Origin of the sequence: Cellulomonas sp. 73-92 (genome assembly GCF_001898175.1) — a bacterium.
In the GTDB taxonomy this organism is placed as follows: domain Bacteria; phylum Actinomycetota; class Actinomycetes; order Actinomycetales; family Cellulomonadaceae; genus Cellulomonas.
In genome coordinates, this window is sequence record NZ_MKTH01000008.1 from 435,230 (window position 1) to 457,464 (window position 22,235).

The 22,235-nt window shown below is 74.2% G+C and carries 24 protein-coding genes and 3 tRNA genes; 8 read left to right on the plus strand and 19 right to left on the minus strand.

Annotated elements, in window-relative coordinates; all coding sequences use genetic code 11:
* Window positions 1-102: 102 nt before the first annotated feature.
* The 3 genes from BGO37_RS05570 to BGO37_RS05580 form a co-directional block, all read right to left on the minus strand.
* A complete protein-coding gene (locus tag BGO37_RS05570) occupies window positions 103-372 on the minus strand; it encodes a Rho termination factor N-terminal domain-containing protein (RefSeq protein ID WP_291752966.1) in 270 nt (89 codons plus the stop codon).
* Between the two features lie 65 nt (window positions 373-437).
* Window positions 438-677, minus strand: a complete 240-nt coding sequence (locus BGO37_RS05575; protein WP_291752968.1) for a DUF6458 family protein — start codon at window positions 675-677, stop codon at window positions 438-440.
* Between the two features lie 204 nt (window positions 678-881).
* Entirely contained in the window at window positions 882-1,619 is a 738-nt protein-coding gene (locus tag BGO37_RS05580) for a TRIC cation channel family protein (RefSeq protein WP_291752969.1), read from the minus strand.
* Between the two features lie 113 nt (window positions 1,620-1,732).
* Between BGO37_RS05580 and BGO37_RS05585 the strand changes: the two genes are divergently transcribed.
* Window positions 1,733-2,491, plus strand: coding sequence for an ABC transporter permease (locus BGO37_RS05585; protein ID WP_291752970.1), 759 nt, complete (start codon window positions 1,733-1,735; stop codon window positions 2,489-2,491).
* Window positions 2,492-2,531: 40 nt separating this feature from the next.
* Here BGO37_RS05585 and BGO37_RS05590 read toward each other — a convergent pair whose 3' ends face one another.
* Entirely contained in the window at window positions 2,532-3,557 is a 1,026-nt protein-coding gene (locus BGO37_RS05590; RefSeq protein WP_291752972.1) for an aldo/keto reductase, read from the minus strand.
* A 227-nt stretch (window positions 3,558-3,784) separates the two neighbouring features.
* Here BGO37_RS05590 and BGO37_RS05595 point away from each other — a divergent pair, with 227 nt between their 5' ends.
* Window positions 3,785-4,297 carry a TetR/AcrR family transcriptional regulator gene (locus tag BGO37_RS05595; protein ID WP_291752974.1) on the plus strand — a complete coding sequence of 171 codons (513 nt, stop codon included), beginning with the start codon at window positions 3,785-3,787 and terminating at the stop codon, window positions 4,295-4,297.
* Here the strand turns inward: BGO37_RS05595 and BGO37_RS05600 are convergent, their stop codons facing one another.
* The 5 genes from BGO37_RS05600 to BGO37_RS05620 all read right to left on the minus strand — a co-directional run bounded on the left by BGO37_RS05600 (window position 4,298) and on the right by BGO37_RS05620 (window position 9,418).
* Window positions 4,298-5,029 carry an ABC transporter permease gene (locus tag BGO37_RS05600; protein ID WP_291752976.1) on the minus strand — a complete coding sequence of 244 codons (732 nt, stop codon included), beginning with the start codon at window positions 5,027-5,029 and terminating at the stop codon, window positions 4,298-4,300.
* The gene (locus tag BGO37_RS05605) at window positions 5,026-5,937 is read right to left on the minus strand and encodes an ABC transporter ATP-binding protein (protein ID WP_291752977.1); all 912 of its coding nucleotides are present in this window, start codon (window positions 5,935-5,937) and stop codon (window positions 5,026-5,028) included. Before BGO37_RS05605 ends, BGO37_RS05600 begins: the two co-directional genes overlap by 4 nt.
* Window positions 5,934-6,854: an ABC transporter permease gene (locus BGO37_RS05610; RefSeq protein WP_291752979.1), complete on the minus strand. Its 921-nt coding sequence runs from the start codon at window positions 6,852-6,854 to the stop codon at window positions 5,934-5,936. Before BGO37_RS05610 ends, BGO37_RS05605 begins: the two co-directional genes overlap by 4 nt.
* Window positions 6,851-7,786, minus strand: coding sequence for an ABC transporter ATP-binding protein (locus tag BGO37_RS05615; RefSeq protein ID WP_291752980.1), 936 nt, complete (start codon window positions 7,784-7,786; stop codon window positions 6,851-6,853). The genes BGO37_RS05610 and BGO37_RS05615 overlap by 4 nt, the downstream gene beginning before the upstream one ends.
* Window positions 7,787-7,999: 213 nt before the next feature.
* The gene (locus BGO37_RS05620) at window positions 8,000-9,418 is read right to left on the minus strand and encodes a DUF2079 domain-containing protein (protein ID WP_291752981.1); all 1,419 of its coding nucleotides are present in this window, start codon (window positions 9,416-9,418) and stop codon (window positions 8,000-8,002) included.
* 81 nt (window positions 9,419-9,499) lie between these two features.
* Here BGO37_RS05620 and BGO37_RS05625 point away from each other — a divergent pair, with 81 nt between their 5' ends.
* From BGO37_RS05625 to BGO37_RS05635, 3 genes are all read left to right on the plus strand, one after another.
* Window positions 9,500-10,183, plus strand: a complete 684-nt coding sequence (locus tag BGO37_RS05625) for a response regulator transcription factor (protein ID WP_291752982.1) — start codon at window positions 9,500-9,502, stop codon at window positions 10,181-10,183.
* Window positions 10,180-11,652, plus strand: a complete 1,473-nt coding sequence (locus BGO37_RS05630; RefSeq protein ID WP_291752983.1) for an ATP-binding protein — start codon at window positions 10,180-10,182, stop codon at window positions 11,650-11,652. Before BGO37_RS05625 ends, BGO37_RS05630 begins: the two co-directional genes overlap by 4 nt.
* A 123-nt stretch (window positions 11,653-11,775) precedes the next feature.
* Window positions 11,776-12,786 (plus strand): glycosyltransferase family 2 protein, encoded by a 1,011-nt coding sequence (locus BGO37_RS05635; protein WP_291752984.1) that lies wholly within the window; start codon window positions 11,776-11,778, stop codon window positions 12,784-12,786.
* A 6-nt stretch (window positions 12,787-12,792) separates the two neighbouring features.
* On the opposite strand, the gene BGO37_RS05640 is transcribed toward BGO37_RS05635, so the two are convergent.
* From BGO37_RS05640 to BGO37_RS05660, 5 genes are all read right to left on the minus strand, one after another.
* A complete protein-coding gene (locus BGO37_RS05640) occupies window positions 12,793-13,272 on the minus strand; it encodes a carboxymuconolactone decarboxylase family protein (protein WP_291752985.1) in 480 nt (159 codons plus the stop codon).
* A gap of 73 nt (window positions 13,273-13,345) precedes the next feature.
* Window positions 13,346-14,734 carry a PLP-dependent aminotransferase family protein gene (locus BGO37_RS05645; RefSeq protein WP_291752986.1) on the minus strand — a complete coding sequence of 463 codons (1,389 nt, stop codon included), beginning with the start codon at window positions 14,732-14,734 and terminating at the stop codon, window positions 13,346-13,348.
* A gap of 136 nt (window positions 14,735-14,870) precedes the next feature.
* Window positions 14,871-14,944 (minus strand) — tRNA-Met (locus tag BGO37_RS05650).
* Between the two features lie 51 nt (window positions 14,945-14,995).
* A tRNA-Thr gene (locus BGO37_RS05655) sits at window positions 14,996-15,071 on the minus strand.
* A gap of 122 nt (window positions 15,072-15,193) precedes the next feature.
* Window positions 15,194-15,275 (minus strand) — tRNA-Tyr (locus BGO37_RS05660).
* A gap of 101 nt (window positions 15,276-15,376) precedes the next feature.
* On the opposite strand from BGO37_RS05660, the gene BGO37_RS05665 reads away from it, so the two are divergent.
* Window positions 15,377-15,877, plus strand: a complete 501-nt coding sequence (locus tag BGO37_RS05665; RefSeq protein WP_291752987.1) for a YajQ family cyclic di-GMP-binding protein — start codon at window positions 15,377-15,379, stop codon at window positions 15,875-15,877.
* Window positions 15,878-15,915: 38 nt separating this feature from the next.
* Here the strand turns inward: BGO37_RS05665 and BGO37_RS05670 are convergent, their stop codons facing one another.
* The 3 genes from BGO37_RS05670 to BGO37_RS05680 form a co-directional block, all read right to left on the minus strand.
* The gene (locus tag BGO37_RS05670; RefSeq protein WP_291752988.1) at window positions 15,916-16,479 is read right to left on the minus strand and encodes a DinB family protein; all 564 of its coding nucleotides are present in this window, start codon (window positions 16,477-16,479) and stop codon (window positions 15,916-15,918) included.
* A 34-nt stretch (window positions 16,480-16,513) separates the two neighbouring features.
* Window positions 16,514-17,407 carry a zinc metalloprotease HtpX gene (htpX, locus tag BGO37_RS05675; protein ID WP_291752989.1) on the minus strand — a complete coding sequence of 298 codons (894 nt, stop codon included), beginning with the start codon at window positions 17,405-17,407 and terminating at the stop codon, window positions 16,514-16,516.
* A gap of 173 nt (window positions 17,408-17,580) precedes the next feature.
* On the minus strand, window positions 17,581-18,246 hold the full coding sequence (locus BGO37_RS05680; protein ID WP_291752991.1) for a LysE family transporter: 666 nt from the start codon (window positions 18,244-18,246) through the stop codon (window positions 17,581-17,583).
* Window positions 18,247-18,315: 69 nt separating this feature from the next.
* Between BGO37_RS05680 and BGO37_RS05685 the strand changes: the two genes are divergently transcribed.
* A complete protein-coding gene (locus BGO37_RS05685) occupies window positions 18,316-18,735 on the plus strand; it encodes an Lrp/AsnC family transcriptional regulator (protein ID WP_291752992.1) in 420 nt (139 codons plus the stop codon).
* Window positions 18,736-18,922: 187 nt separating this feature from the next.
* Here the strand turns inward: BGO37_RS05685 and BGO37_RS05690 are convergent, their stop codons facing one another.
* Window positions 18,923-20,296, minus strand: a complete 1,374-nt coding sequence (locus BGO37_RS05690; protein ID WP_291752994.1) for an FAD-dependent oxidoreductase — start codon at window positions 20,294-20,296, stop codon at window positions 18,923-18,925.
* Between the two features lie 239 nt (window positions 20,297-20,535).
* Here BGO37_RS05690 and rarD point away from each other — a divergent pair, with 239 nt between their 5' ends.
* Window positions 20,536-21,498 carry an EamA family transporter RarD gene (gene rarD / locus BGO37_RS05695; protein WP_291752996.1) on the plus strand — a complete coding sequence of 321 codons (963 nt, stop codon included), beginning with the start codon at window positions 20,536-20,538 and terminating at the stop codon, window positions 21,496-21,498.
* An 85-nt stretch (window positions 21,499-21,583) separates the two neighbouring features.
* Here the strand turns inward: rarD and BGO37_RS05700 are convergent, their stop codons facing one another.
* On the minus strand, window positions 21,584-22,129 hold the full coding sequence (locus tag BGO37_RS05700) for a hypothetical protein (RefSeq protein ID WP_291752997.1): 546 nt from the start codon (window positions 22,127-22,129) through the stop codon (window positions 21,584-21,586).
* Window positions 22,130-22,235: the final 106 nt, after the last annotated feature.

Consider the following 22,235-nt stretch of genomic DNA (forward strand, 5'->3'; position numbering starts at 1 on the left):
CCCGCCGGCCCGGACGTCGGGGGGTGACGACCGGGCCGGCGGGGGCCGTGGCAGTCGCCCGCCGAGGCCCTGCGCCCGGCGGGCGACTGGTATCGAGCGCGGCTAGTGGTGCCGCAGCGCGCTGATGAGCTCGCGCTTGTTCATCGTCGAGCGCCCGCGGATGCCGATCTCGGCGGCGCGCTTGTGCAGCTCGCTCACCGTCATGTCGGCGTAGTCGCCGGAGCGGCCACCCTTGGCGGCCACGGCGCGGCGGCCGCGCGCGGCGCTGGCATTGGCGATCCGGGCCGACTTCTCCTTGCTGTTGCCCTCGTCGCGCAGCTTCTCGTAGAGGTCCTTGTCCTTGACGCTCGGACCCGGGCTACGTCCCGGCATGACGACCTCCCTACGTCGTTGTGCCTGGTGCGGAGCGGGTCGCCCCGCACGCCCTCTGTCCCTCGTTACGGCTCGATGCGGGCGTCGTGGACCTCCGTGCCCGTCACGGGGTCACGCTGGGTGACGTCGTGCGACACGATGCCGCGGCGGCGCGTCATCGTGAGCGACAGGATGATCGCCAGGAGGCCGCCGGCCATGAGGATCCAACCGACGACGCTGATGTCGATGCCGCTGACGTGGATCGACGTGGCGAAGGTGAGCACGGCGCCGACGACGAGCAGGAAGATGCCGAGTCCCAGATACATGACGACTCCTCTCGCGAGGGGCCGGGCCCCTTCCGGACCCGTTCGCCCGCGGCGGCCCGAGGCACGCCCGCTGGCGGGGCGGCCGGGACGTCTGCTGGACCGGCGGCCGCTCGTTCACCGTAACGCCGGGGCGCGGGCGGCGCGCGTCGACCGGGTGCGCGGGCGTCGGGGCGGGGATCCGCCGTGCACGCCTGCCGCGCTCGGCTACACCTCGCCGGGATCGGCCGCGGCCCGGTCGTCGTCCGCCCGCCGCCACGCACGCGCGGACCGCGCGTCCGGCACCACCCAGCCCAGGCGCAGCGACAGCAGCCGGAACCCGATGACGAGCAGGACGACCGCCCACTGCGTCGCCCCGTTGAGCCAGCCGGCGTGCCAGAGGGCGGCCGTCAGGCCCGCGCCGAGCAGCGCGGGGATCGCGTAGAGCTTGCGGTCGGCGAGGACCAGCGGCACCTCGCTGACGAGGATGTCGCGCAGGATGCCGCCGCCGATCCCGGTGAGCAGCCCGACGACCACGGACGCCGTCACGTTGGCGCCCATCCCCAGCGCCTTCATGGTGCCGAGCAGGACGAACACGCCGAGGGCGCACGCGTCGAGCACGACGACCGCGCGGCGGTTACGCGACACCCGGGGGTGGAACAGGAGCACCGCCAGGCCGGCGACCAGCGCCGTGACGATGTAGCTCCAGTCGGCGATCCCCACGGGTGGCGTCGCGCCGATGAGCACGTCGCGCAGCATGCCGCCGCCCAGGCCGGTGGCCCACGCCAGGACGAGGACGCCGAACACGTCGAACTCCTTGCGGACCGCCGCCAGGCCTCCCGACAGGGCGGCGGCGAAGACGCCGACGAGCTCGAGCCGGGTGTCGACGAGGAGGTGCGCCAGGTCGTCGACGCCCGGCGCCGACGGCGTGCTCAGCACGTGCAGGAGGACGGGGGCCAGGTCCACGGCGGACATTGTCCCCGTCCGGCCGCACCCACCGTGCATCCCGGGCCGTCCCGGTGCCCCCAACGCCCGGGCCGCCGCCGGGCCGCGGCCGCAGGACGCCTAGGGTTGCCACCGTGCCTGCGCAGCCCGGACCGGCGGTCGCGGTCGCCCTCGTCGTCCTCGTCGTCCTGGCCGTCGCCGCCTCGCAGGTGGGGCGGCTGCGCCGCGAGCGGCAGATCGTCGTGGCGGCCGCCCGTGCGGTGCTGCAGCTGGCGGTGGTCGCCCTGGTCATCACGGTCGTGCTGCGGTCCGTCGGGTGGTCGCTCGTGTTCACCCTGGCGATGTTCAGCGTCGCGGTCGCCACGACGTCCCGGCGAGTGGAGGCGCCGCGGGCCTGGCCGTGGGCCGCCCTCGCGATGGCGTGCGGCGTGCTGCCCGTCCTCGTCGTGATCTTCGCCACGCGGTCCGTGCCGTTCAACGGCCCGTCGCTCGTGCCGTTCGCGGGCATCGTCATCGGCGGCGTCATGAACGCGCACTCGCTCGCGGGGCGGCGCGTGTTCGGCGCCCTGCGCGACCAGCGGGAGATCTACGAGGCTGGGCTGGCCCTGGGGATGCACCCGCGCGACGCGATCGACGTCGTGGCGCTCCGGCTTCTGCCGGAGGCCCTCGTGCCGGGGATGGACCAGACCCGCACGGTCGGCCTCGTCACACTGCCGGGCGCGTTCGTCGGCGTCATGCTCGGCGGCGGCACGCCCGCGCAGGCCGGTGCGGCGCAGGTGCTCGTGCTGGTCGGGCTGATGGCCGCGCAGACGATCACGGTGGTGGTCGCCTACCGGCTCGTCCGCTCGGCGCGGCTGCTGCCGCCGGACCTCACGGCAGCCGTCAGCCGCTGACGCGGGCGCCGGCACGGTCCGGCGTCGGCGGCCCCGCCGGTCACGCCGCCGAGCGCTCGCCCACCGGGCGTCGGCGCAGGCTCGGGTTCCCCACCTCGGGACCGCGGTAGACCATGTCCATGGCGCCGATGCTCTCGCCCGGCGGGACGATCGCGTCGATGCGGTCGAGCAGCTCGTCGGAGAGCACGACGTCGAGGCCGGCGAGCGTGTCCTCGAGCTGCTCCATGGTGCGCGGCCCGGCGATCGCCGACGTCACGCCCGGGTGCGCGATCGCGAAGGCCATGGCCAGGTGGGTCAGCGAGATCCCGGCCTCGGCGGACAGCGCGACGAGCTGCTCGACGGCGGCGAGCCGACGCTCGTCGCGGAAGTGACGCATGCCGGTCCGGGTCGAGCGGAAGACGTCGTTCTCCCGGCCGGCCCGGTAGCGGCCGGTGAGCGTGCCGCCCGCCAGCGGGCTGTAGACGAGGACGCCCATGCCGTAGCGCTGCGCCGCCGGCAGGATCTCGCGCTCGATCTCCCGGTCGAGGATCGAGTAGTTCGGCTGCTCGGTGCGGAAGCGCTCGAAGCCGCGGCGCTCCGACGTCCACTGGGCCTCGACGATCTCGGAGCCCCGCATCGACGAGGTGCCGATCGCCCGCACTTTGCCCTGCCGCACGAGGTCGGTGAGCGCGGACAGCGTCTCGTCGATGTCGGTGTCCGGGTCGGGGCGATGCACCTGGTAGAGGTCGATGTGGTCGGTCTGCATCGCGCGCAGCGAGCGCTCGACGGCCTGCACGATCCAGCGGCGGGACGCGCCGCGGTGGTTGACGTCGTCGTCGACGGCGCCGGTGAACTTGGTGGCCAGCACCACCGAGTCTCGCCGACCGCGCAGCGCCTGGCCGACGACCTCCTCGGAGTCCCCGTAGCGGTCCGCGGTGTCGATGACGTTGATCCCGGCGTCCAGGGCGCGGTGGATGATCCGGATGCCGTCCTGCCGGTCGGGGTTGCCGAGCGCGCCGAGCATCATCGCGCCCAGCGCGTACGGGGTGACCTTGATGCCGGTGCGGCCGAGGGTGCGGTACTGCACGATCTGTTCTCCTGCCGTCTCGCGGACGCTGGCCCCGGGGGGCGAGGCGTCCTAGGATCCAGTAATCGGAACATCGTTCCGCTCACATGTACCGTAAGCGGAACATTGTTCCGATTGCAAGGGGGGGGACGACCACGAGCACCGAGACGACCGCCGGGCCCGCCGCAGGCCCGGCATCCGGGGCACGGCCGAAGCGTGCCGACGCGCGGCAGAACGTCGCGGCGCTGGTGCAGGCCGCGAAGGTCGTCTTCACCGAGTCCGGCGTCGACGCGCCGGTCCGCGCGATCGCCGAGCGTGCCGGCGTCGGGGTCGGGACGCTCTACCGGCACTTTCCGCTGCGCTCCGACCTCATCTCGGCCGTGTTCCGGCACGAGATCGACGAGTGCGTCGCGGCCGCGGGCGAGCTGGAGGCGTCCCATCCCCCTGGCGAGGCGCTCGACCTGTGGACGATGCGGTACACGGAGTTCGTCGCGACGAAGCGCGGGCTCGCGACGGCGCTGCACTCCGGCGACCCGGCGTACGAGCCGCTGCGGGACTACTTCGCCACGCATCTCGCGCCGACGCTCGACCGCCTGCTCCGGGCGGCGACGCAGTCCGGCGAGGTGCACCAGCACGTCGAGGCCGCCGACTTCCTGAGCGCGGTCGCGAACCTCTGCCACGGGAGCGGCGCGGAGCGCATGGTCGGCCTGCTGCTCCTGGGCCTGCGCCACGACGGCGCGCCCGGGACGACGAGGGCCTGACTACTCCGCGGCGGCCAGGCGCAGCGTCTTGAGCTTCCCGATCGCGATCCAGCCGGCGCCGAGGACGACGACGGCCAGCATCGTGACCCCCACCGTCACCGAGACGGCCGAGGTGACGCCCCAGCCCGCGGCGTCGGCCGCGTCCAGCAGGTGCTCGGCGGGGGCCAGGGCCCACTGCCGCACCGACACGTCCTTGACGCCGGGCACGTAGCCGCCCAGGACGCCCTCCCAGAGCAGCGCGTAGAGCAGGCCGATGATCACCGCGTTGCGGGTCAGCACGGACAGCGCGACGAAGATCGTCGTGTACGCGATGCCGGCGAGCAGCGCAGCCAGCCCGTACGCGCCGGTGAGCTTGAAGTGGTCGTCCCCCGCGACGGCGGCCGAGGCGGCGATCGGCAGGACCGCGAACACCAGGGTCGTCGCCAGGGCCACCGCGAGCTTGGACAGCAGGATGGTGCGGCGCGGCACGGGCTTGTTGAGCAGGTAGACGATCGAGCCGTCGTCGATCTCCGGTCCGATGACGCCGGTCCCGATGAGCAGGCACATGAGCGGCAGCAGCGTGCCCAGCGCGAAGTTGCCGACCAGGCCCGCCGAGGCGCCGACGTCGGCGTGCGAGCCCCAGCGCGTCAGCCCGGCCAGGCCGAGCAGCAGCGCCGGCAGGATGACGAGGAGCAGGGACCGGCGGCGGCCGAGCAGGCCGCGCACCGTCAGCTGCATGACGACGGGGTTCATCGGGCCACCAGGTAGGCGAAGACGGATTCGAGGGACTCGTCGGCCGGCGAGACGTCGAGCAGCCGGACCCCGGACGCGTGGGCGAGCCGGGGCAGGGCATGGACGAAGCGACCGAAGTCGGAGGTCTGGATCGCCAGCGTGCCGTCGGTGAGGGTGACGCCGTCGGCGGCGCCTTCGGCGACGAGCGCGGCCGCCAGGCGGCGGTCGTCGCTGGACGTGATCGAGTACTGGTGCGGCCGCTCGGTCATGAGGCGCCGGATGCGGCGGTAGTCGCCGGAGGCGGCGTGCCGGCCGGCGACGAGCACCTCGATGTGGTCGGCGATCTGCTCGACCTCCTCGAGGATGTGGCTGCTGAAGAGCACGGTGCGCCCCTCGGCGGCCAGCCTCCGCAGCAGGTCCATCAGGTGGAGGCGCTGGCGCGGGTCCATGCCGTTGAACGGCTCGTCGAGCAGCAGCACCGCCGGGTCGTGGACCAGGGCCGTGGCCATCTTGATGCGCTGCTTCATGCCCTTCGAGTACGTGGCGATCGCCCGGTCGCTCGGTTCGACCATGTCGACGAGCTCGAGCGCCCGCTGCGCCGCCGCCCCGGGGTCCGGCAGGCCGTGGAGGCGGGCGTTCGCCAGGAGGAACTGGGCGCCCGTCACCATGTCGTACATCGCCTCGGCCTCGGGCACGAGGCCCACCTGGCGGTAGATCTCGGGGTTCTTCCACACGTGGCCACCGTCGAGCGCCACCGTGCCCGCCGAGGGGGCGAGGAAGCCGCCCATCATCGAGATGAGCGTCGACTTGCCCGCGCCGTTCGGGCCGAGCAGGCCCGTGATGCCCGGACCGATGGTCATCGTCACGTCGTTGACCGCGACCACGTTGCCGTACCAGCGGGACACCTTGTCGAGGACGATGGCGCTCACAGTCGGCCCGCCTTCCGGTAGCGACGCAGCAGGAGGGCGCCCGCGCCGGCGACGAGGACCACGTACACCAGGACGAACACGGCGACCTCGCCGCCCGTCGTCGGCGCGAACTGGGATGCCGGCGTGACGTCGAGGATCTTCGCCGCCAGGCCGTCGACGAGGCGGGACGGGTCGATCGCCCCGGCGAGCACGGCCCAGGTGGTCGCGCCCTGCAGCCGGGCGACACGCGACAGCGCCTCGGAGATGCCCTGGACGACGAGCAGCGTGGTGATGATCGCCGCCACCCCGAGGCCGCGCCGCGGCGTGAAGGCCGCGATGACCAGGCCGATCGCCGACAGCAGCACGGCCAGGACCGCCGAGGCGAGCAGGCCCCCGAGCCAGCCGGTCAGCTGGTCGCCGACCGGCATCTTCGCCAGCAGCGCGCCGATGAGGAGCAGCGTCTGCGGGCCGGCCGTGATGAGGAACATCGCGATCGCGAGGCCGCCATAGCGGGCCCACACGTAGTCGGTACGCACCATGGGCCGGGACATGTACAGCGGCAGCACGCCGTAGCGCAGATCGCGCGACACCGCGTAGGGCGCCGAGCCGGCGACGAACAGCGCGATCGGCAGCCACAGCCGTGACAGGTACTCGGTGTAGGTGATCGGCAGCGACGTCGCGCCGGTGAGGACCGCGACGAGGGCGACGACGAGCGGCGGGGCGAGCAGGATCCCGACGAGGATCCAGGGCATCACCTTCGCGCGCGCCGGGCGGCCGAGGCCGAAGATGCCGCGCAGCGTGTCGACGAGCAGCGAGCGGACGATCCAGCCCCGCCCGAAGCGGACCCCGTCGTAGTGCCGGAACCCGATGTCGTGGATGACGTCCTCGGCGGCGGCCGGCTGCGCCGGGACCGCGGGAACGATCGGCTGGCTGCTCATGCCGCGCCCTCCCGGAACATCTCGGTGAGGTGGTGGCGCCGCCGTTGCATGCGCACCAGCCCCACGCCGAGCTCGGCGGCGACGGACGCCACCGCGTCGAGCACCGCCTCGTCGGGCTGCGTCAGGGTGAAGAGGTTGGAGCCGTCGTCGGCCGCGTCGACCGCGGCACCCGCGGCCCGCAGGCGGGCCAGGACCTCCGGGCCCCGGTCGGTGACCTCGACGACCATGACCCCCGAGAGGGCCGTCGCGTCGGCGGTCGACGTCGAGCGCTGCAGCACGCCGCCCTCGATGACGACGATGTGGTCGGCGATCCGCTCGAGCTCGCCCAGCAGGTGCGACGTGACGAGCACCGAGATGCCGAAGTCGTTGCCGATGCGCCGGATCAGGTCCAGCATCTCGTCGCGCCCGGCGGGGTCGAGGCCGTTCGTCGGCTCGTCGAGCAGCACGAGGCGCGGGTCGTGGACGAGGGCCTGCGCGAGCTTGACCCGCTGCTTCATGCCGGTGGAGTAGCCGCCGATCGGGCGGTACCGCTCCTCGTACAGCCCGACGTGACGCAGCGTGTCGGCCGCCCGCTCGCGCGCCGCCGCGCCCGGCAGGCCGCTCATCCGTGCCAGGTGCACCACGAGCTCGGTGGCCGAGACGTCCGGCGGCAGGCAGTCCGACTCGGGCATGTACCCGACGAGCTGCCGGATCGCGAGCCCCTGCGTCGTGGCGTCCATGCCGAGGATCGTCGCCTCGCCCGACGTCGGCGGCAGGAGGCCGAGGAGGATCTTGATGAGGGTCGACTTGCCTGCGCCGTTGGCGCCGACGAGGCCCACGACACCCGCCGGCATCTCGACGGTGAGGTTGGAGAGGGCGGTGACGTGCCCGAACGTCTTGGTGACCCGACTGGTGACGATCGCCGGGCCGGGCGTGGTGGCCGGTGCTGACACGTCGGGCAACGTAGCAGCCGAACCACCCGGCGCACCGACCATCCGCGCAGGTTCCATGCCTGCGAGCCTCGCCCGGCGCCGTGGCTCCCGGGAATCCGGGGTGTCCCTGAGGGGACCCTGAACTCTGCGCGCGCCGCACCATCCCAGGGGTGGACACCGGCCGCGCCGGCGCTGGCGCTCGCCGCGTGCCTGCTCGCCGTGGCCTGAGGCGCGTCATCGGCCCGGGGCGGCCAGGAGCAGGTAGCCGTCCTCGTCGACGACGACCCGGTACCCGAGCTCGCGCCCGCCGAGCGCGAGCTCACGCAGCTCCTGCCCTCCGACCGGGAACTGCTGCGCCGCGGCCGTGTCCGCGACGACGTAGTCCGGGCGCGACACGGTCAGGGGTGTGCCGCCGAGCAGGCTGACGTCGTCGCGCGCGGTCAGCTGGGGCGCCAGGCCGTTCGACGCGGCGACGGTGGCACCCGCCGGGATGCGGTCGAGCACCGCGCGACCGAGGGCGACGTGGTCCGTCGTCGCCCAGAACCCGGGACGGACGACGTCGAGCAGGCCCGACGACAGCGCGGGTGGCGGCGCCAGCAGGCAGGCTCCCGTGGCGACGACCCCCAGGGCCAGTCCCCATCGGCGCGCGGTCGAGCCCACGGCGCCGCGCGCGAGGACGTCGACCAGGGCCGCGACGACGACCGGCATGAGGACGGCCGAGTAGTGGTACGACGTCCCCCAGTACGCCGGGTAGTCGGAGAGGAGTCGCCAGGCGAGCGTGGGGACCGCGACCCAGAGCAGCGGCGACCGCAGCGCGAGGAAGCCGGTCGGCAGCAGCACCAGGACGAGCGTGGCCAGCTTGGTGCCGTTCGTCAGCAGCGTGGGCAGCCGCCACACGGCGGCGGCGCCGAGGTGGCCGGCGTACGTGTCGGCCCCGGCGGGGCTGATCGCCGGGATGACGACGAACATCTCGACGAGCGTCGCGGCGACGCCCCCGACCGCCGCGGCCAGGCCGAACCGCCGCTCGCCGCGCCACGCGACCAGCATGCCGACCACCGCCACGGTCAGGCCGAGGTCCTCCTTGACGAGCACCAGCGGCGCGGCCCAGGCGATCGCCGCGCGGAGCCGGCCGGCGCCCAGCGCCGACAGGGAGAAGGCCAGGAGCGGCACCGCGAAGGCGACCTCGTGGAAGTCGAAGATCACCGCCTGGGCGATGCCCCACGACAGCCCGAAGCCCAGCCCGACGACGAGCCCCGCCCTCGCCCCGGCCAGGCGGTGCGCCCACAGGGTCAGCGGCACCGCCGCGAGCCCCAGCAGCAGCGCCTGCGCGACGAGCAGCGTGCCGGGACCGGGGAACAGGCGGTAGGCGGGTGCCAGCACCGCCGTGATCGGCGAGAAGTGGTCGCCGAGGAGGGGGAACCCCGGGCCCTTGAGCGTCGACGTCGGCCAGTGCCCGGAGGCGTACGAGCGCACCTCCTGCTCGAAGATGCCCAGGTCGAACCCGGTGCTGCGCAGGAGCGCGTGACGGCGCAGCGACACCGCGGCGTACAGCGCCGACAGGGCGATCCCCGTCGCCGCGGCGAGCCAGACGCTCGGTGCCCGCACGGGTCGCGGCGTCGTGACGAGGGGGCGCGGGCTGCTGAGGGTGGCCACGCGAGCACCGTGCTCCGGGCCCCCTGACGCGCCGCTGACCGCGGCCCCGGGCCGGCGGGCCCGCTGTGGCATGTTGAGCGCGTGCGCATCCTCCTGGTCGAGGACGAGCGACGCCTGGCGCAGGTGCTGGCGCGAGGGCTCGGGCTCGACGGCTTCGTCGTCGACGTCGCGAACGACGGCCGGGCCGGCTTCCTCCTGGCCCGCACCGGTGGCTACGACGCGATGGTGCTCGACCTCATGCTCCCGGCCATGTCCGGGCTGGAGGTGTGCCGCGCGCTGCGGGCGCAGGACGTCGTCACGCCGATCCTCGTCCTCACCGCGCGGGACGCGGAGCGCGACGAGGTGGGCTCGCTGGCCGCCGGCGCCGACGACTACCTGCGCAAGCCCTTCCGCTACCCCGTGCTGCTCGCCCGCCTGCGCAGCCTCCTGCGCCGCTCGCCCCTCGTCGGCGGCGACGTGCTGCAGGTGGGCGACCTCGAGGTGGACACGGCGCGCCGCGCGGTCCGCCGCGGCGGGCGGGACGTGCCCGTCACCGGGCGCGAGTTCGCCCTGCTCGAGGTCCTCGCGCGCGCCCATGGCGCCGTGCTGAGCAAGGAGGCCATCCTCGTGGCGGCTTGGCCCGGCGAGGCCGACGACGTCAACCTGGTGGAGGCGCGGATGAGCGGGCTACGGCGCAAGGTCGACCTCGCGTTCGACCGCCGCTCGCTGGAGACGGTGCGCGGCGCGGGGTACCGGCTCGTCGACGACCAGGCGGCGCCGTTGTGAGCGCCACGCGGTTCTGGCGACGGATCGACGTGCGGGTCGCCGCCGCCGCGGGCCTGGTCGCGGGGCTGCTGCTGGTCGGCGGGGTCCTCTGGTTCCGCACCGAGGTGCACCACCAGCAGATGGACGCCGCCCAGCAGGCCGCCATGACCGAGGCGTTCGACCTGTTGGTCGCGGCCCCACACTGGGCAGACGCGGTCAAACCGCTCTCCTACGAGCCGTACCAGCTGTTCCGCGATGACGGGACGTTCGTGGACGGGTCCGACGAGGCAACGGTGCGGAGCCAGGGGTGGACAGGGCCGATGCCCAACCCTGCCGCGGCCTTGCCGCAGGAAAGTCTCACCGGGGTCGCAACCATCATTCTGATGCCGTCCGCCATCGGCGTCTCCAAGACGCCAGACCTGGTCAGTGGCAGCCTCACGGGGCAGGGCGGCCAGATGCTGGTGCGCGGCGACACCCTCGGCTACCACGTCTACGTCTACGCCACCCCGGCGGCCGCTGATGCCGTGGTCGCGGGCATGAGCCGCTACCTCTGCTGGGGCGCGGCCCTCGTGTGGCTGCTCATCACGGCGACGGCTGCCGTGACGGTCCGGCTGGCGCTGCGCCCGGTGGAGCGGATGCGGCGGGAGGCGGCCCGCATCACCTCGACCGCCGACGGCGCGAGGCTGTCCGCCGCGCCGCGGCAGGACGAGCTCGGTGCCTTGGCCGCGACGCTGGACACGATGCTCGGCCGGCTCGACGAGAGCTTCCGGGCCCAGCAACGGTTCACCGCCGACGCCGCGCACGAGCTGCGCGGTCCGCTCACCTCGCTGCGGGCGGCCGTCGAGGTCGCCCTCGCCCACCCCGACGACGCCACGGCCGACGAGACCCTGCGCCACGTGCTCGCCGAGACCGACCGCCTGCAGGACCTCACCGAGCAGCTCCTGACGGTCGCGCGAACCCGATCCGCGCCCACGGCCGCCGGGGCCTGCGACCCGGTCGCCGCGCTCGAGCGCGTGCTGGCCTCCTACCCCGGCCACGGCGCCGCGGGTCTCCAGGTGACGGACCACCGGGCCGTCCCGCGCCTCGCGTCGATCCCACCCGTCGACCTGGAGCGCGTGCTGCGCAACCTGCTCGACAACGCCCTGCGGCACGCCGCGACCGGCGTCCGGGTCGACGTCCGCGACGACGGGGAGGGCGTCGTGCTCGCGGTGACCAACGACGGCCCGCCCATCCCCGACGAGGAGCGCGAGCGGATCTTCGAGCCGTTCGTCCGCCTCGACGACGCCAGGAGCCGCGACGAGGGCGGCACCGGGCTCGGCCTGACGATCGTGCGCGGCCTCGTCGAGCGGGCCGGCGGCCGGGTCACCGCCGCGTCACGCGGGGACGACACCTCGTTCGTCGTGCGGCTGCCGCAGGCCGCCCTGGCGGCCGACGAGCCGGAGCCGGCCCCCGCGCGGGCGCCTGCCGCGGCCGCCACCGCGGCCCCGTGACGCCGGCCGGGCGGTGCGCCCCGCGGGCCACTCCGCCTGGCCGTCCTCGTCGGGCGCTGTGACAGGATGGCGAGACCGCAGACAGCACCTCGCGACGACGACGCGAGCACACCGAGGACGGACATGTCGACGATCCCGACGGCTCCCGGGGACTCGCACGCCGGGGCGGTCCCCACCGTCGACGTGGTGATGTCCACGTACAACGGCGAGCGGTACCTGCGCGAGCAGATCGACAGCATCCGGGCCCAGACGCACGCCGACTGGCGCCTGCTGGTGCGCGACGACGGCTCCACCGACGGCACCGCGGAGCTCCTCCGGCGCTACGCCGCGGACGACGAGCGCATCCGGTTCGTCAACGACGGCGCCGCGGCCGAGAACCTCGGGTTCGTCGGCTCGTTCTTCGCCCTGGTCAAGCAGGCTGACGCCGACCTCGTCGTCCTCAGCGACCAGGACGACGTGTGGCTGCCCACCAAGCTCGCGGTGCTCCTGGCCGAGGCGGGCCGGCACGACAACACCGTCCCGGTCCTCTACTACACACGCTGGCAGGCGGTCGACGAGCAGGGCCGGCCCATCCCCGTCGTCGGCGACCGGCAGGACCTCTTCGCCACGACGCGCCTGCACGAGCAGCTGACGACGAACTCGGTGCTCGGCGCGACGAGCATGATCAACGCGCGGCTCGCCGACGCGTGGCAGGGCTACGAGGGTCTGCGCTCGCACGACGTCTACCTCGGCCTGGCCGCCGCCTCGCTCGGCGAGCTGGTCTACCTGCCGGAGACGACGACGCTGTACCGGCAGCACGGTGGCAACCAGTACGGGGTCGACCACCAGTCCGCCGGCAGCGGGTCGTTCCGGTCGAGGACGGAGCAGTTCTGGATCTACTACCTCGAGCAGAAGAAGCGCGAGGCGCGGCGGGTGCTGGCGATCACCGGTGCGAGCATCCCCCCGGAACGCCGGCGGGTGCTCGAGGACTTCGTCCTCCTCAACACGTATCCGCTGCCCCGGCGCGTGCGGCTCGTCCTGCGCCACCGCTTCTACCAGCGCTCCACCGTCGCCACGGTGAAGCTGTGGGCGCTGCTGGCGTCCAACTACGGCAACCCGATGGGACGCTCCGCCGCGCCGGCGGTGCCCGCCTAGCGCGCCCTACCGCACGGGCACGGCCCAGCAGCGCGCCGTGACGCCGATCGCGTTCCACGCGTTGATGGTCACGAGGAGAGCCAGCAGAGCCGCGGCGCCCTCCTCCCCGAGCGCGGCGACCGCCGCGACGACGACCTCCTCCCGCACGTGCGTCGTCGCGAGAAGGGTGACCTCCTCGGCGAGGTCGAGGGCCGCACGCTCCGTCGCGGTGAACAGGCCCGACTCGCGCCACACGGCCACGGCGTCGACCCGCTGCCCGCCACCGGCGGCACGCGCCGCACGGGAGTGGAGGTCGACGCAATAGGCGCAGCCGTTGAGCTGCGAGGCGCGCAGGCGGACGAGCTCGCGCAGCACCGGGTCGAGCCCGGTGCGGTCCGCCTCGGCGACCGCCGCGTCGTCGAGCGCGCTCACGGCGCGGCTGAAACCAGGGACGAGGGCGTCGACATCGAGGCGCTGGTGGACGGGGACGAGGGTTCCTGTGGTCATGCCCTCGACGCTACGAGGACGTGGGCGCCGGGCGGCAGGCCATTGGCGCGCGGGAATGCTGGGCCAATCCGGGTCACCCGGTCAGCACCGCCCGCACGCTCTCGACGAGAACGACGAGCGCACGCTCGTACTGCCCCGGCGTCGCACCGCCGTAGCCGACGACGATCGCCGACGCAGGGTCGGCAGGGCCCGGCGCCCGGAACGCCGACAAGGTCTCGACGAGCACGCCCCGCGCCGCGGCCGCTCGGGTGATCGCTTCCTCGGCATCCACGCCCGCCTCAGCGGGCAGCCGCAGCACCCCGTGCAGCCCGGCGGGCAGCCCGCCGACCTCGCAGCCCGGCAGCTCCGCGGCCACGACCTCCTCCAGCAGCGCGCGGCGCGCCCGGTACACCGCCCGGAGGCGGCGGACGTTGCGGTCGTACGCGTGGTCCTCGAGGAACGCCGCCAGCGCCAGCTGCTGCAAGCCGGACGGCTGCCCTCCGGAGAGCTCCCGCTGCGCCAGGAGGTCGCCGAGCAGGTCGTCGGGCGGCGCGGCCCAGGCCAGCCCGACCGCCGGGGCCAGCGCCTTGCTGGCCGTGCCGAGGTAGACCACGTGACCCGGGTCGAGGGACTGCAGCGCGCCCACCGCCCGGCGGTCGTAGCGGAACTCGCCGTCGTAGTCGTCCTCGAGGATCGTCCCGCCGGTCCGCTGCGCCCAGGCGACCACGGCCCGCCGGCGGTCGGGTGCCAGGGGCACTCCGGTCGGGAACTGGTGCGCCGGTGTCAGCAGCACGGCGTCGACCTCGTCGTCCAGGACGTCGACGACGGCGCCGTCCTGGTCGACCCGGAGGGCGACGACCTCCAGACCCGCCGATGCGACGAGCGCGCGGTGCGACGCGAGGCCGAACTCCTCGACCGCCACCCGGCGCGCTCCTCGGTCGTGCAGCGCGCGGCACGCCAGCAGCAGCAGGTCGCCGAACCCGTGCCCGACGACGAGGCCGCCCGGCGGCACCACCACCCCGCGGGTGCGGGCGACGTACGCGGCGAGCGCGGCGCGCAGCCGCGGCGTACCGGCCGGGTCCGGGTAGCCCAGGTCCGCGGCCGGTGAGCCCGCCGCCCGACGCACCGCCGCGAGCCACTCCCGACGTGGGAACCCCGTGGTGTCGGGGATGCCGGCACGCAGGTCAACGCGGACCCCCGGGCGGCGCACGCTCGCGACGGTTCCCGGCCGCGCGGCGGCCTGTCGTTCGGCGACCCACGTCCCGGCGCCCACGCGGGCGGTGAACCACCCCTCGGCGGTCAGCTGCGCGAACACCGCGGCGACGGTGGTGCGGCTCAGGCCGAGGTCCGACGCCAGGGCTCGCGTCGCCGGCAGCCGCGTCCCGGGGGCGAGACGCCCCTCGACCACCGCCGCCCGCAGCGCCTCCTCGAGCGACCGCCCGGGCCGGGCGCGGGAGATCTCCAGGTGCACGTCCAGACCCACGGCCCGATCCTGCCTCGGATCGGCCCAGGTGTCCGGCGCAGGAATGGACCGGAAGGTGGCCCGATCCCGCGAGCACTGGCCTCATCGGCCCGAAGACGCCACAGGCGCGGCCCCGGGGGACCGCGCCTGACGTCGGTAGCGGGAGCGGGACTCGAACCCGCGACCTCACGATTATGAGTCGTGCGCTCTCACCAACTGAGCTACCCCGCCACTACCGGCCCCCGGCCTCGTCGTTGACCGCGACGTGACCGGAAGGCCAGCTGGAGCCCCGAAAGGGAATCGAACCCTTGACCTTCTCCTTACCATGGAGACGCTCTGCCGACTGAGCTATCGGGGCGGCGCGGATCAGCGTACAGGAGCCTCGCGGGGCCGACGAAATCCCGGCCCGCACCCCGGGGACTGGCCCAGGGACGACGAACGGGGCGCCCCTCCTGGTCAGGAGAGACGCCCCGTCGACCGTGGCGGGTGAGAGATTCGAACTCCCGTAGGCATTGCCAGCTGATTTACAGTCAGCCCCCTTTGGCCACTCGGGTAACCCGCCGGGGACACCCCCACGAGGCGAGCTCGCGGACGTGCGGATGGAAGGATAGCAGCGGAGCGTGGGCCGTCCGAACCGGGCGGCCCGACGAGGGAGGGGCACAGATGGCCGGCGAGTCGTCGTTCGACGTGGTGAGCAAGGTCGACCACCAGGAGGTGGACAACGCCCTCAACCAGGCGGCCAAGGAGATCGCGCAGCGGTACGACTTCAAGGGCGTCGGCGCCTCGATCGCCTGGAGCGGGCACGACGCCGTCGTCATGATCGCCAACTCCCCCGATCGCGTGCTGGCCATCCTCGACGTCTTCGAGACCAAGCTCGTCAAGCGCGGCATCTCGCTGAAGTCCCTGGACCTCGGCGACAAGGAGCCGAAGCCCTCGGGCAAGGAGTACCGGCTGACCGGCACCATCAAGGAGGGGCTGTCCTCCGAGATCGCCAAGCAGCTGAGCAAGCTGATCCGCGACGAGGGCCCCAAGAACGTCAAGGCCCTCATCCAGGGCGACGAGCTGCGCGTGACCGGCAAGTCGCGCGACGACCTCCAGGCCGCGATCGCCCTGCTCAAGGGCGCGGACGTCGACGCGGCGCTCCAGTTCGTCAACTACCGGTAGGGATCGCGCCGCGGCGGCAGGCAGTCCGCCGCCCCGGCTCAGGTCTCCGCCGCCGCGCGGGCGGCCGCCTCCAGCCGCTCGCGCCAGGCCGCCCACTCCTCGTCGGACCGCGTGGCCAGGCTCGGGTCGCCGGGCCGACGACCCACGGCGCCGTCGATGGTCTCCCGCAGGATGTCCGCGTGCCCGGCGTGCCGTGCGACCTCCGCGACGAGGTGCACCAGCACCTGCTGCAGCGTCACGTGCCCGCGCTCCGGACCCCACCAGGACACGTAGCCCGGCGCGTCGAGGTCGAGGGCGGCGATCGTCTCGTCGGCCCGCTCGCAGGAGTGCCGGTACCAGCCGAGCACGTCCTCGCGCGTCTCCCCCGGCCCGGCCCACATGTCGTCGTCACCCTCGGGGTACGCCAGCCCCGGCGGCCGCCCGAACACCTCGGTGAGGTACCCGAGCTGCGTGAACGCGACGTGCTTGACCAGCCCCAGCAGGTTGGTGCCGGTGGGCGTCAGCGGCCGTCGGGCGTCGTACTCCGACAGGCCGTCCAGCTTCCCGACGAGGTCCTCGCGCGCCTGGACCAGGTACCGGTGCAGGTTCTCCTTGTCAGCCATGGCCCCAGGCTGCCGGAGGCCGCCGACACGCGCCTCACCAGAGCGGCGGGGCCACCTGCCCGGTCGTCCCGGCAGTGCCGCCGGCCATCGCCGTCAGGCGGGCGATGCGCTGCTCCATCGGCGGGTGCGTCGAGAAGAGCCGCGTCATGCCCTCACCCCGGAACGGGTTCGCGATCATGAGGTGCGACACGTCGACCAGCCGCTGGTCCTGCGGCAGCGGGCGCGCCTTGGTCCCGGCCTCGAGCTTGCGCAGCGCGGACGCCAGCGCCATCGGGTCGCCGGTGAGGCGTGCGCCGTCCTCGTCGGCGTCGAACTCGCGCGTGCGCGAGATGGCGAGCTGCACCATCGTCGCCGCCAGCGGCGCGAGGATGACGAGCAGCAGGCCGCCGACGGGGTTGTTGCGCCGGTCGCCGCCCCCGCCGAAGAAGAACGCGAACTGCGCGATCGACGTGACGATGCCGGACACGGCCGCCGCGACCGACGAGGTGAGGATGTCCCGGTTGTAGACGTGCATCAGCTCGTGGCCGAGCACGCCGCGCAGCTCCCGCTCGTCGAGCAGCTGGAGGATCCCCTCGGTGCAGCACACCGCGGCGTGCTGCGGGTTGCGGCCGGTGGCGAAGGCGTTCGGTGCCGCGGTGGGCGAGACGTACAGGCGCGGCATCGGCTGGCGCGCGGCGGTCGACAGCTCGCGCACGATCCGGTACATCCCTGGTTGCTCGAGCTCGCTGACCGGGACGGCGTGCATCGCACGGATGGCGATCTTGTCGCTGTTCCAGTAGCCGTAGGCGGTCGAGATCAGGCCGATCGCCGCGAAGATCGGCAGGTACTGCGGGCCGCGCCCGAGCAGCCACCCGATGGCGAGCAGGAGCGCCCACAACCCGCCGAACAGCGCGGCGGTCTTCAGGCCGTTGTAGTGCCGGCGACCCATGTCCTTCGTTACCCCCCTCGTCGTGGTTGTCAACGCATCCGCGCAGCCCACGGTTCCCGCGTCGCGTCGGCGCACCGGGCGTCCCGACCCAGCTCGGCCGGGTGCGCATGCCTATCCTCACCCCGACCGGCCGATCCCCCGCGCCTGCCCGGCGCACCGCGGCGGCCGGGTGATCACGGGTGCGGCGCGCGCCACAGCATGACGACCCCGAGCAGCGCCACCACCGCGTTGCCCACGACGGTGGTCGCCCGCCGGACGCCGGTGCCGGCGCGGCCCCCGAGCAGCCCGCCGACGACGACGAGCAGCGCCTGCCAGCCGAACGACGCGGCACCCACGCCGGCGACGAAGGCCGCGGCCGTCGTCGGGCGGTCCGTCAGCAGGGCGAGCCCCGACGCCAGGGCGGTGAAGTAGACGAGCGTCGCGGGGTTGACCGCTGTCAGGCCGACGTACAGCGCGTACCGGCGGAGAGCGGCGGGCGTCGCATCGCGCACCTCGGCCGGAGCCGGTCGGGGTCCCGTGGCCTCGTCGGGCGCCTGGCCGTCCCGCCGGGCCAGGCCGCGGCGCAGGCCGACGCCGGCGACGACGAGCAGGGCGACGCCGCCGACGAGGGCCGGCCAGGGCTGCCATGCGGTGACGCGCGGTGCCGCCACCCCGCCGACGAGCAGGGCGAGCGCGCAGTACAGCGTGTCCACCGTCGCCACCGCCGCCGCCCCCGGCAGGGCGCGGCGGGCGCCGCGCGACGCACCCTCCTGGACCAGGAGCACGCCGATGGCGCCCAACGGCATGGCGACGCCGAGGCCCGCCACCACCCCGCTCGCCAGTGCCGCGCCCGTCCCCATGACCGCAGTGTGCGGGACCGTGCACGGCGTCGACCGCGAATCCGTCGGTCTCACGACTACTCTGGCGGCGTGGACGCCATCGACCACCGGATCGTCGCCATTCTTGTCGCCCACGGCCGCACATCGTTCAGCGCCATCGGCCGCGAGGTGGGGCTGTCCACCAACGCCGCCGCGGCGCGCGTGCGCCGGCTGGAGGGGGACGGCGTCATCGTCGGCTACCAGGCCGTGCTGGCCGACCGGGTGCCCGACCCGGCGGCCGGCATCGAGGCGTTCGTCGACGTCCGCCTCGCCCCGGAGCGCGACTCCGACGAGTTCCTCGCCTGGTCACGGACGCTGCCGGCCGTGCTCGACGCGGCGCACGTCACGGGGCCGTACGACTACCACCTGCACGTGCGGGTGCGGGACATGGGCGCGCTCGACGCGCTGCTCCGCACCCTGAAGAAGACCGGCGGCGCGGCCCAGACGCAGACGCGGCTGGCCCTGCGCTGAGGTCCGACTCCGGTGCGGCTGGGACCGTCGATCACGGTCCGGGCCTCACCGGGGTGCGCAGCGCGACCGAGCCGGACGGTGGTGGCGTGGGGCTGGCGTCACACTTCGGTGCGGCTGGGACCGTCGATCACGGTCCGGGCGTCACCGGAGTGCGTGGCGCGACGGGTCCCGCGAACCGCGCCGACGACTACGCCGTCGGCGTCGCGACGGTGCCGAGGCCGATGTCGAGCATCTCGTCGCGCGGGACCACCTTGATGCGCTCGCGCCCGACGACCTCGCCGAGCGCCCGCTCGTGGCCGTCCAGCCGCAGCCAGCCCGTCCAGTCGACCACGCGCACACCGCGGGCGGCGAGCAGCTCGTCGAGCGAGCGGGGGTCGCGGTCCACCGCCTTGGGCAGCACGGCGGCGTCCTCGCGCAGGTGGCCGATGGTCTCGGCGGCGTCCGACTTCGTGTGCCCGATGAGCCCGACCGGCCCACGCTTGATCCAGCCGGTGGTGTAGACGCCGGGCAGCGCGGACCCGTCCGGTCCCGTGACCCGACCCTCGCGGTTGGGGATGACCCCCGCCGCCTCGTCGAACGGCAGCCCGGGCAGCGGGCTCCCGAAGTAGCCGACCGCGCGGTACACCGCCTGGACCGGCCAGTCCGTCGTCTGGCCCGTGCCGGTGACGTTGCCGTCGCCGTTGAGCGCCGTCCGCTCCGTGCGGAGCCCGACGACGCGGCCGGCCTCGCCGAGCACGGCGACGGGCTTGTGGAGGAAGTGCAGGTGGATGCGCCGGCTCGCGTGCCGGTCCTCCGGCTCCTTGAGCGTCCAGTCGGTCAGGGTGTTGACCACCTGCTTGGTCTGGTTCGACGAGTGGATCGCCGCCATCGAGCCGGCGTCGAAGTCGAAGTCCTCGGGGTAGACGATGACGTCGACGTCCGGCACGTGGCCCAGCTCGCGCAGCTCCAGCGGGGAGAACTTCACCTGCGCCGGCCCGCGACGCGCGAACACGTGCACGTCCGTGACCGGGTTGGCCGCGAGGATCTCGTAGACGTTGGCCGGCACGTCGGTGGGCAGCAGGTCCTTGGCGTGCTTGGCGAGCATCCGGCTGACGTCGAGCGCGACGTTGCCGGCGCCCAGGACCGCCACCTCACGCGCGTGCAGCGGCCACGTGCGCGACACGTCCGGGTGCCCGTCGTACCAGGAGACGAAGTCGGCGGCGCCGTACGAGCCCTCCAGGTCGATGCCCGGGATCGGCAGCGCGGCGTCGCGGATGGCGCCCGTGGCGAAGATCACGGCGTCGTACCGCTCGCGCAGCTCCGCCAGCGTGACGTCGGTGCCGTAGTCCACGCCGGCCAGCAGGCGGATGTCGCCGCGCTCCAGCACCTTGTGCAGCGCCACGATGATCTGCTTGATCCGTGGGTGGTCGGGCGCGACGCCGTAGCGGACCAGGCCGAACGGGGCCGGCAGCCGCTCGATGAGGTCGATCGCCACGTCCTCGCCCGTGCGGGCGAGGATGTCGGACGCGTAGATGCCGGCAGGCCCGGCTCCCACGACGGCCACGCGCAGGGTGCTGCTCACGACGAGGACGGGCCTTCCGGACGACGACGGGACCGGTCAGAAGTCTAGGACGCGTGCCGCGTGCGGCCCTGCCGGGAGGGCGGCGGCCGACGGAGACCCGGTGAGGGGACCGTGCCGATGCGGTGCCGGGTCGCCCACGGCGGCCAGGCCGCGGAGCGCACGGCGGGCCCGGACGCCCCGCGCGCCCACGAGATGGCTGCCCCGGTGACCTCGTCGGACGTGCCGCCTACCCTCGTCGGGTGCCGGACCCCACGCCCCCGCAGCCCTCGAGCACGCCCACCTCGCGCGCGTCGGCCGGCCTGGCGGCCGGCATCGTCGCCTACGCGCTGTGGGGCGTGTTCCCGCTGTACTTCCCGCTCCTCGAGCCGGCGGGCCCGTTCGAGATCATCGCGCACCGGGTGGTCTGGTCGCTCGTCTTCTGCCTGGTCGCGCTGGCCGTGACACGGTCGTGGCGGCAGTTCGCGGCGCTGTGGCGCACGCCGCGCACCCTGCTGCTGCTCGGCGTCGCGGCGGTGTTCCTCGCGGTCAACTGGACCGTCTACGTCTACGGGGTGAACTCCGGCCACGTGGTCGACGCCTCGCTCGGCTACTTCATCAACCCGCTGGTCACGGTCCTGCTGGCGGTGATCTTCCTGCACGAGCGGCTGCGGCCGGTGCAGTGGGCAGCGCTCGGCCTGGGGGCCGTGGCCGTGCTCGTCGTCGCGCTGGGGCACGGCACGGTGCCGTGGATCGCGGTGGTGCTGGCGCTCTCGTTCGGCTTCTACGGCCTCATCAAGTCCCGCGTCGGTGGCCGCGTCGAGGCGGCGCCCGGCCTGGCGGCGGAGACGGCCCTGCTCTCGCCCGTGGCGGCGGGCTACTGGATCTGGCTGTCGGTCCAGGGCACGTCCACGTTCGGCGCGTACGGCCCGTGGCACGCGGCGGCGCTGGCGTCGGCGGGTGTGGTCACCGCGGTGCCGCTGCTGCTCTTCGGTGCCGCGACCCGGCGCCTGCCGCTGTCGGTGGTCGGGCTCATCCAGTACCTCACACCGGTGCTGCAGCTCCTCATCGGCGTCGCCGTCCAGCACGAGGCGATGTCCTCGGCCCGCTGGGCCGGCTTCGCGCTGGTCTGGGCGGCGCTCGTCGTCCTCGTCGCCGACGGCGCCCGGAACCGGCGTGCCCAGGTGCTCGAGGCACGGGCCGCGGCGGAGATCGCCGGCGCGTGACGGTCCCCGGACACAGGGACGCCGTCCGGCTGCGGGGGGTCAGCCGGACGGCGTCCTGATGGGGGTGGCTACGAAGCCACCCAGCTCACGGGCGCGTGCTGCCCGTCCAGTCGCCGGGGTGAGCGCCGGGACCCGGCTCCGCCGTCGGCATCACCGCGGGAAGCGTGCGGGCCGGCTCCGGCGCCTCGGTCGGCTCCGGCGCCTCGGTGGGCTCCACCGCGTCGTGACCGGCCTCGCGGGCCGCGTTCCTCGCGTGCGCCTCCTCGGAGATCTTCTGGCCGTCGACGCCGCCGTCACGGGCGTCGGCCGCCACATGCTGGCCGAAGGCCGCCGCGGACGGCAGGTCGCTCGGCGACGGGCGGGGGGCCTCGGTCGCCTCGGCGGTCGGCGAGTCCTCGGGCGTCTCCGTCGGCTCGGCCGAGGGGGTGCGCTCGGTCGGCTCGTCGGTGGGCTGCGCCGTGCTCGACGCGCTCGGCACGGGGGCGACCGGGTCGTTGGACGGGTCCGCGATGGCCGGAACGGCCGCCGCCACGCCGACGACGCCCGTGGCCACGACGAGGCCGAGGGCCGTCTTGCCGGCGGTGCCGAGCCCGGCGAGCTTCGCCAGGACTGCTGCTGCGGTGGTGCTCACATGCTCTCCTCACGTCGGACCGTGGCGGGGGCCACGGTGGCCGTCGGTGGCTCGCGCCACCATTCGCGTCATCGCCGATTCGCTCGAAAGGGTTACGGCCTTCGGC

What these genes read in the sequence shown, in the direction of transcription:
- BGO37_RS05670 (WP_291752988.1), bottom strand. Translation starts at nt 16,479, where the DNA reads ATGGCTGACAAGGAGAACCTGCACCGGTACCTGGTCCAGGCGCGCGAG.
- BGO37_RS05575 (WP_291752968.1), bottom strand. Translation starts at nt 677, where the DNA reads ATGTATCTGGGACTCGGCATCTTCCTGCTCGTCGTCGGCGCCGTGCTC.
- BGO37_RS05665 (WP_291752987.1), top strand. Translation starts at nt 15,377, where the DNA reads ATGGCCGGCGAGTCGTCGTTCGACGTGGTGAGCAAGGTCGACCACCAG.
- BGO37_RS05570 (WP_291752966.1), bottom strand. Translation starts at nt 372, where the DNA reads ATGCCGGGACGTAGCCCGGGTCCGAGCGTCAAGGACAAGGACCTCTAC.
- BGO37_RS05640 (WP_291752985.1), bottom strand. Translation starts at nt 13,272, where the DNA reads ATGACCACAGGAACCCTCGTCCCCGTCCACCAGCGCCTCGATGTCGAC.
- BGO37_RS05635 (WP_291752984.1), top strand. Translation starts at nt 11,776, where the DNA reads ATGTCGACGATCCCGACGGCTCCCGGGGACTCGCACGCCGGGGCGGTC.
- BGO37_RS05680 (WP_291752991.1), bottom strand. Translation starts at nt 18,246, where the DNA reads ATGGGGACGGGCGCGGCACTGGCGAGCGGGGTGGTGGCGGGCCTCGGC.
- BGO37_RS05610 (WP_291752979.1), bottom strand. Translation starts at nt 6,854, where the DNA reads ATGAGCAGCCAGCCGATCGTTCCCGCGGTCCCGGCGCAGCCGGCCGCC.
- BGO37_RS05600 (WP_291752976.1), bottom strand. Translation starts at nt 5,029, where the DNA reads ATGAACCCCGTCGTCATGCAGCTGACGGTGCGCGGCCTGCTCGGCCGC.
- htpX (WP_291752989.1), bottom strand. Translation starts at nt 17,407, where the DNA reads ATGGGTCGCCGGCACTACAACGGCCTGAAGACCGCCGCGCTGTTCGGC.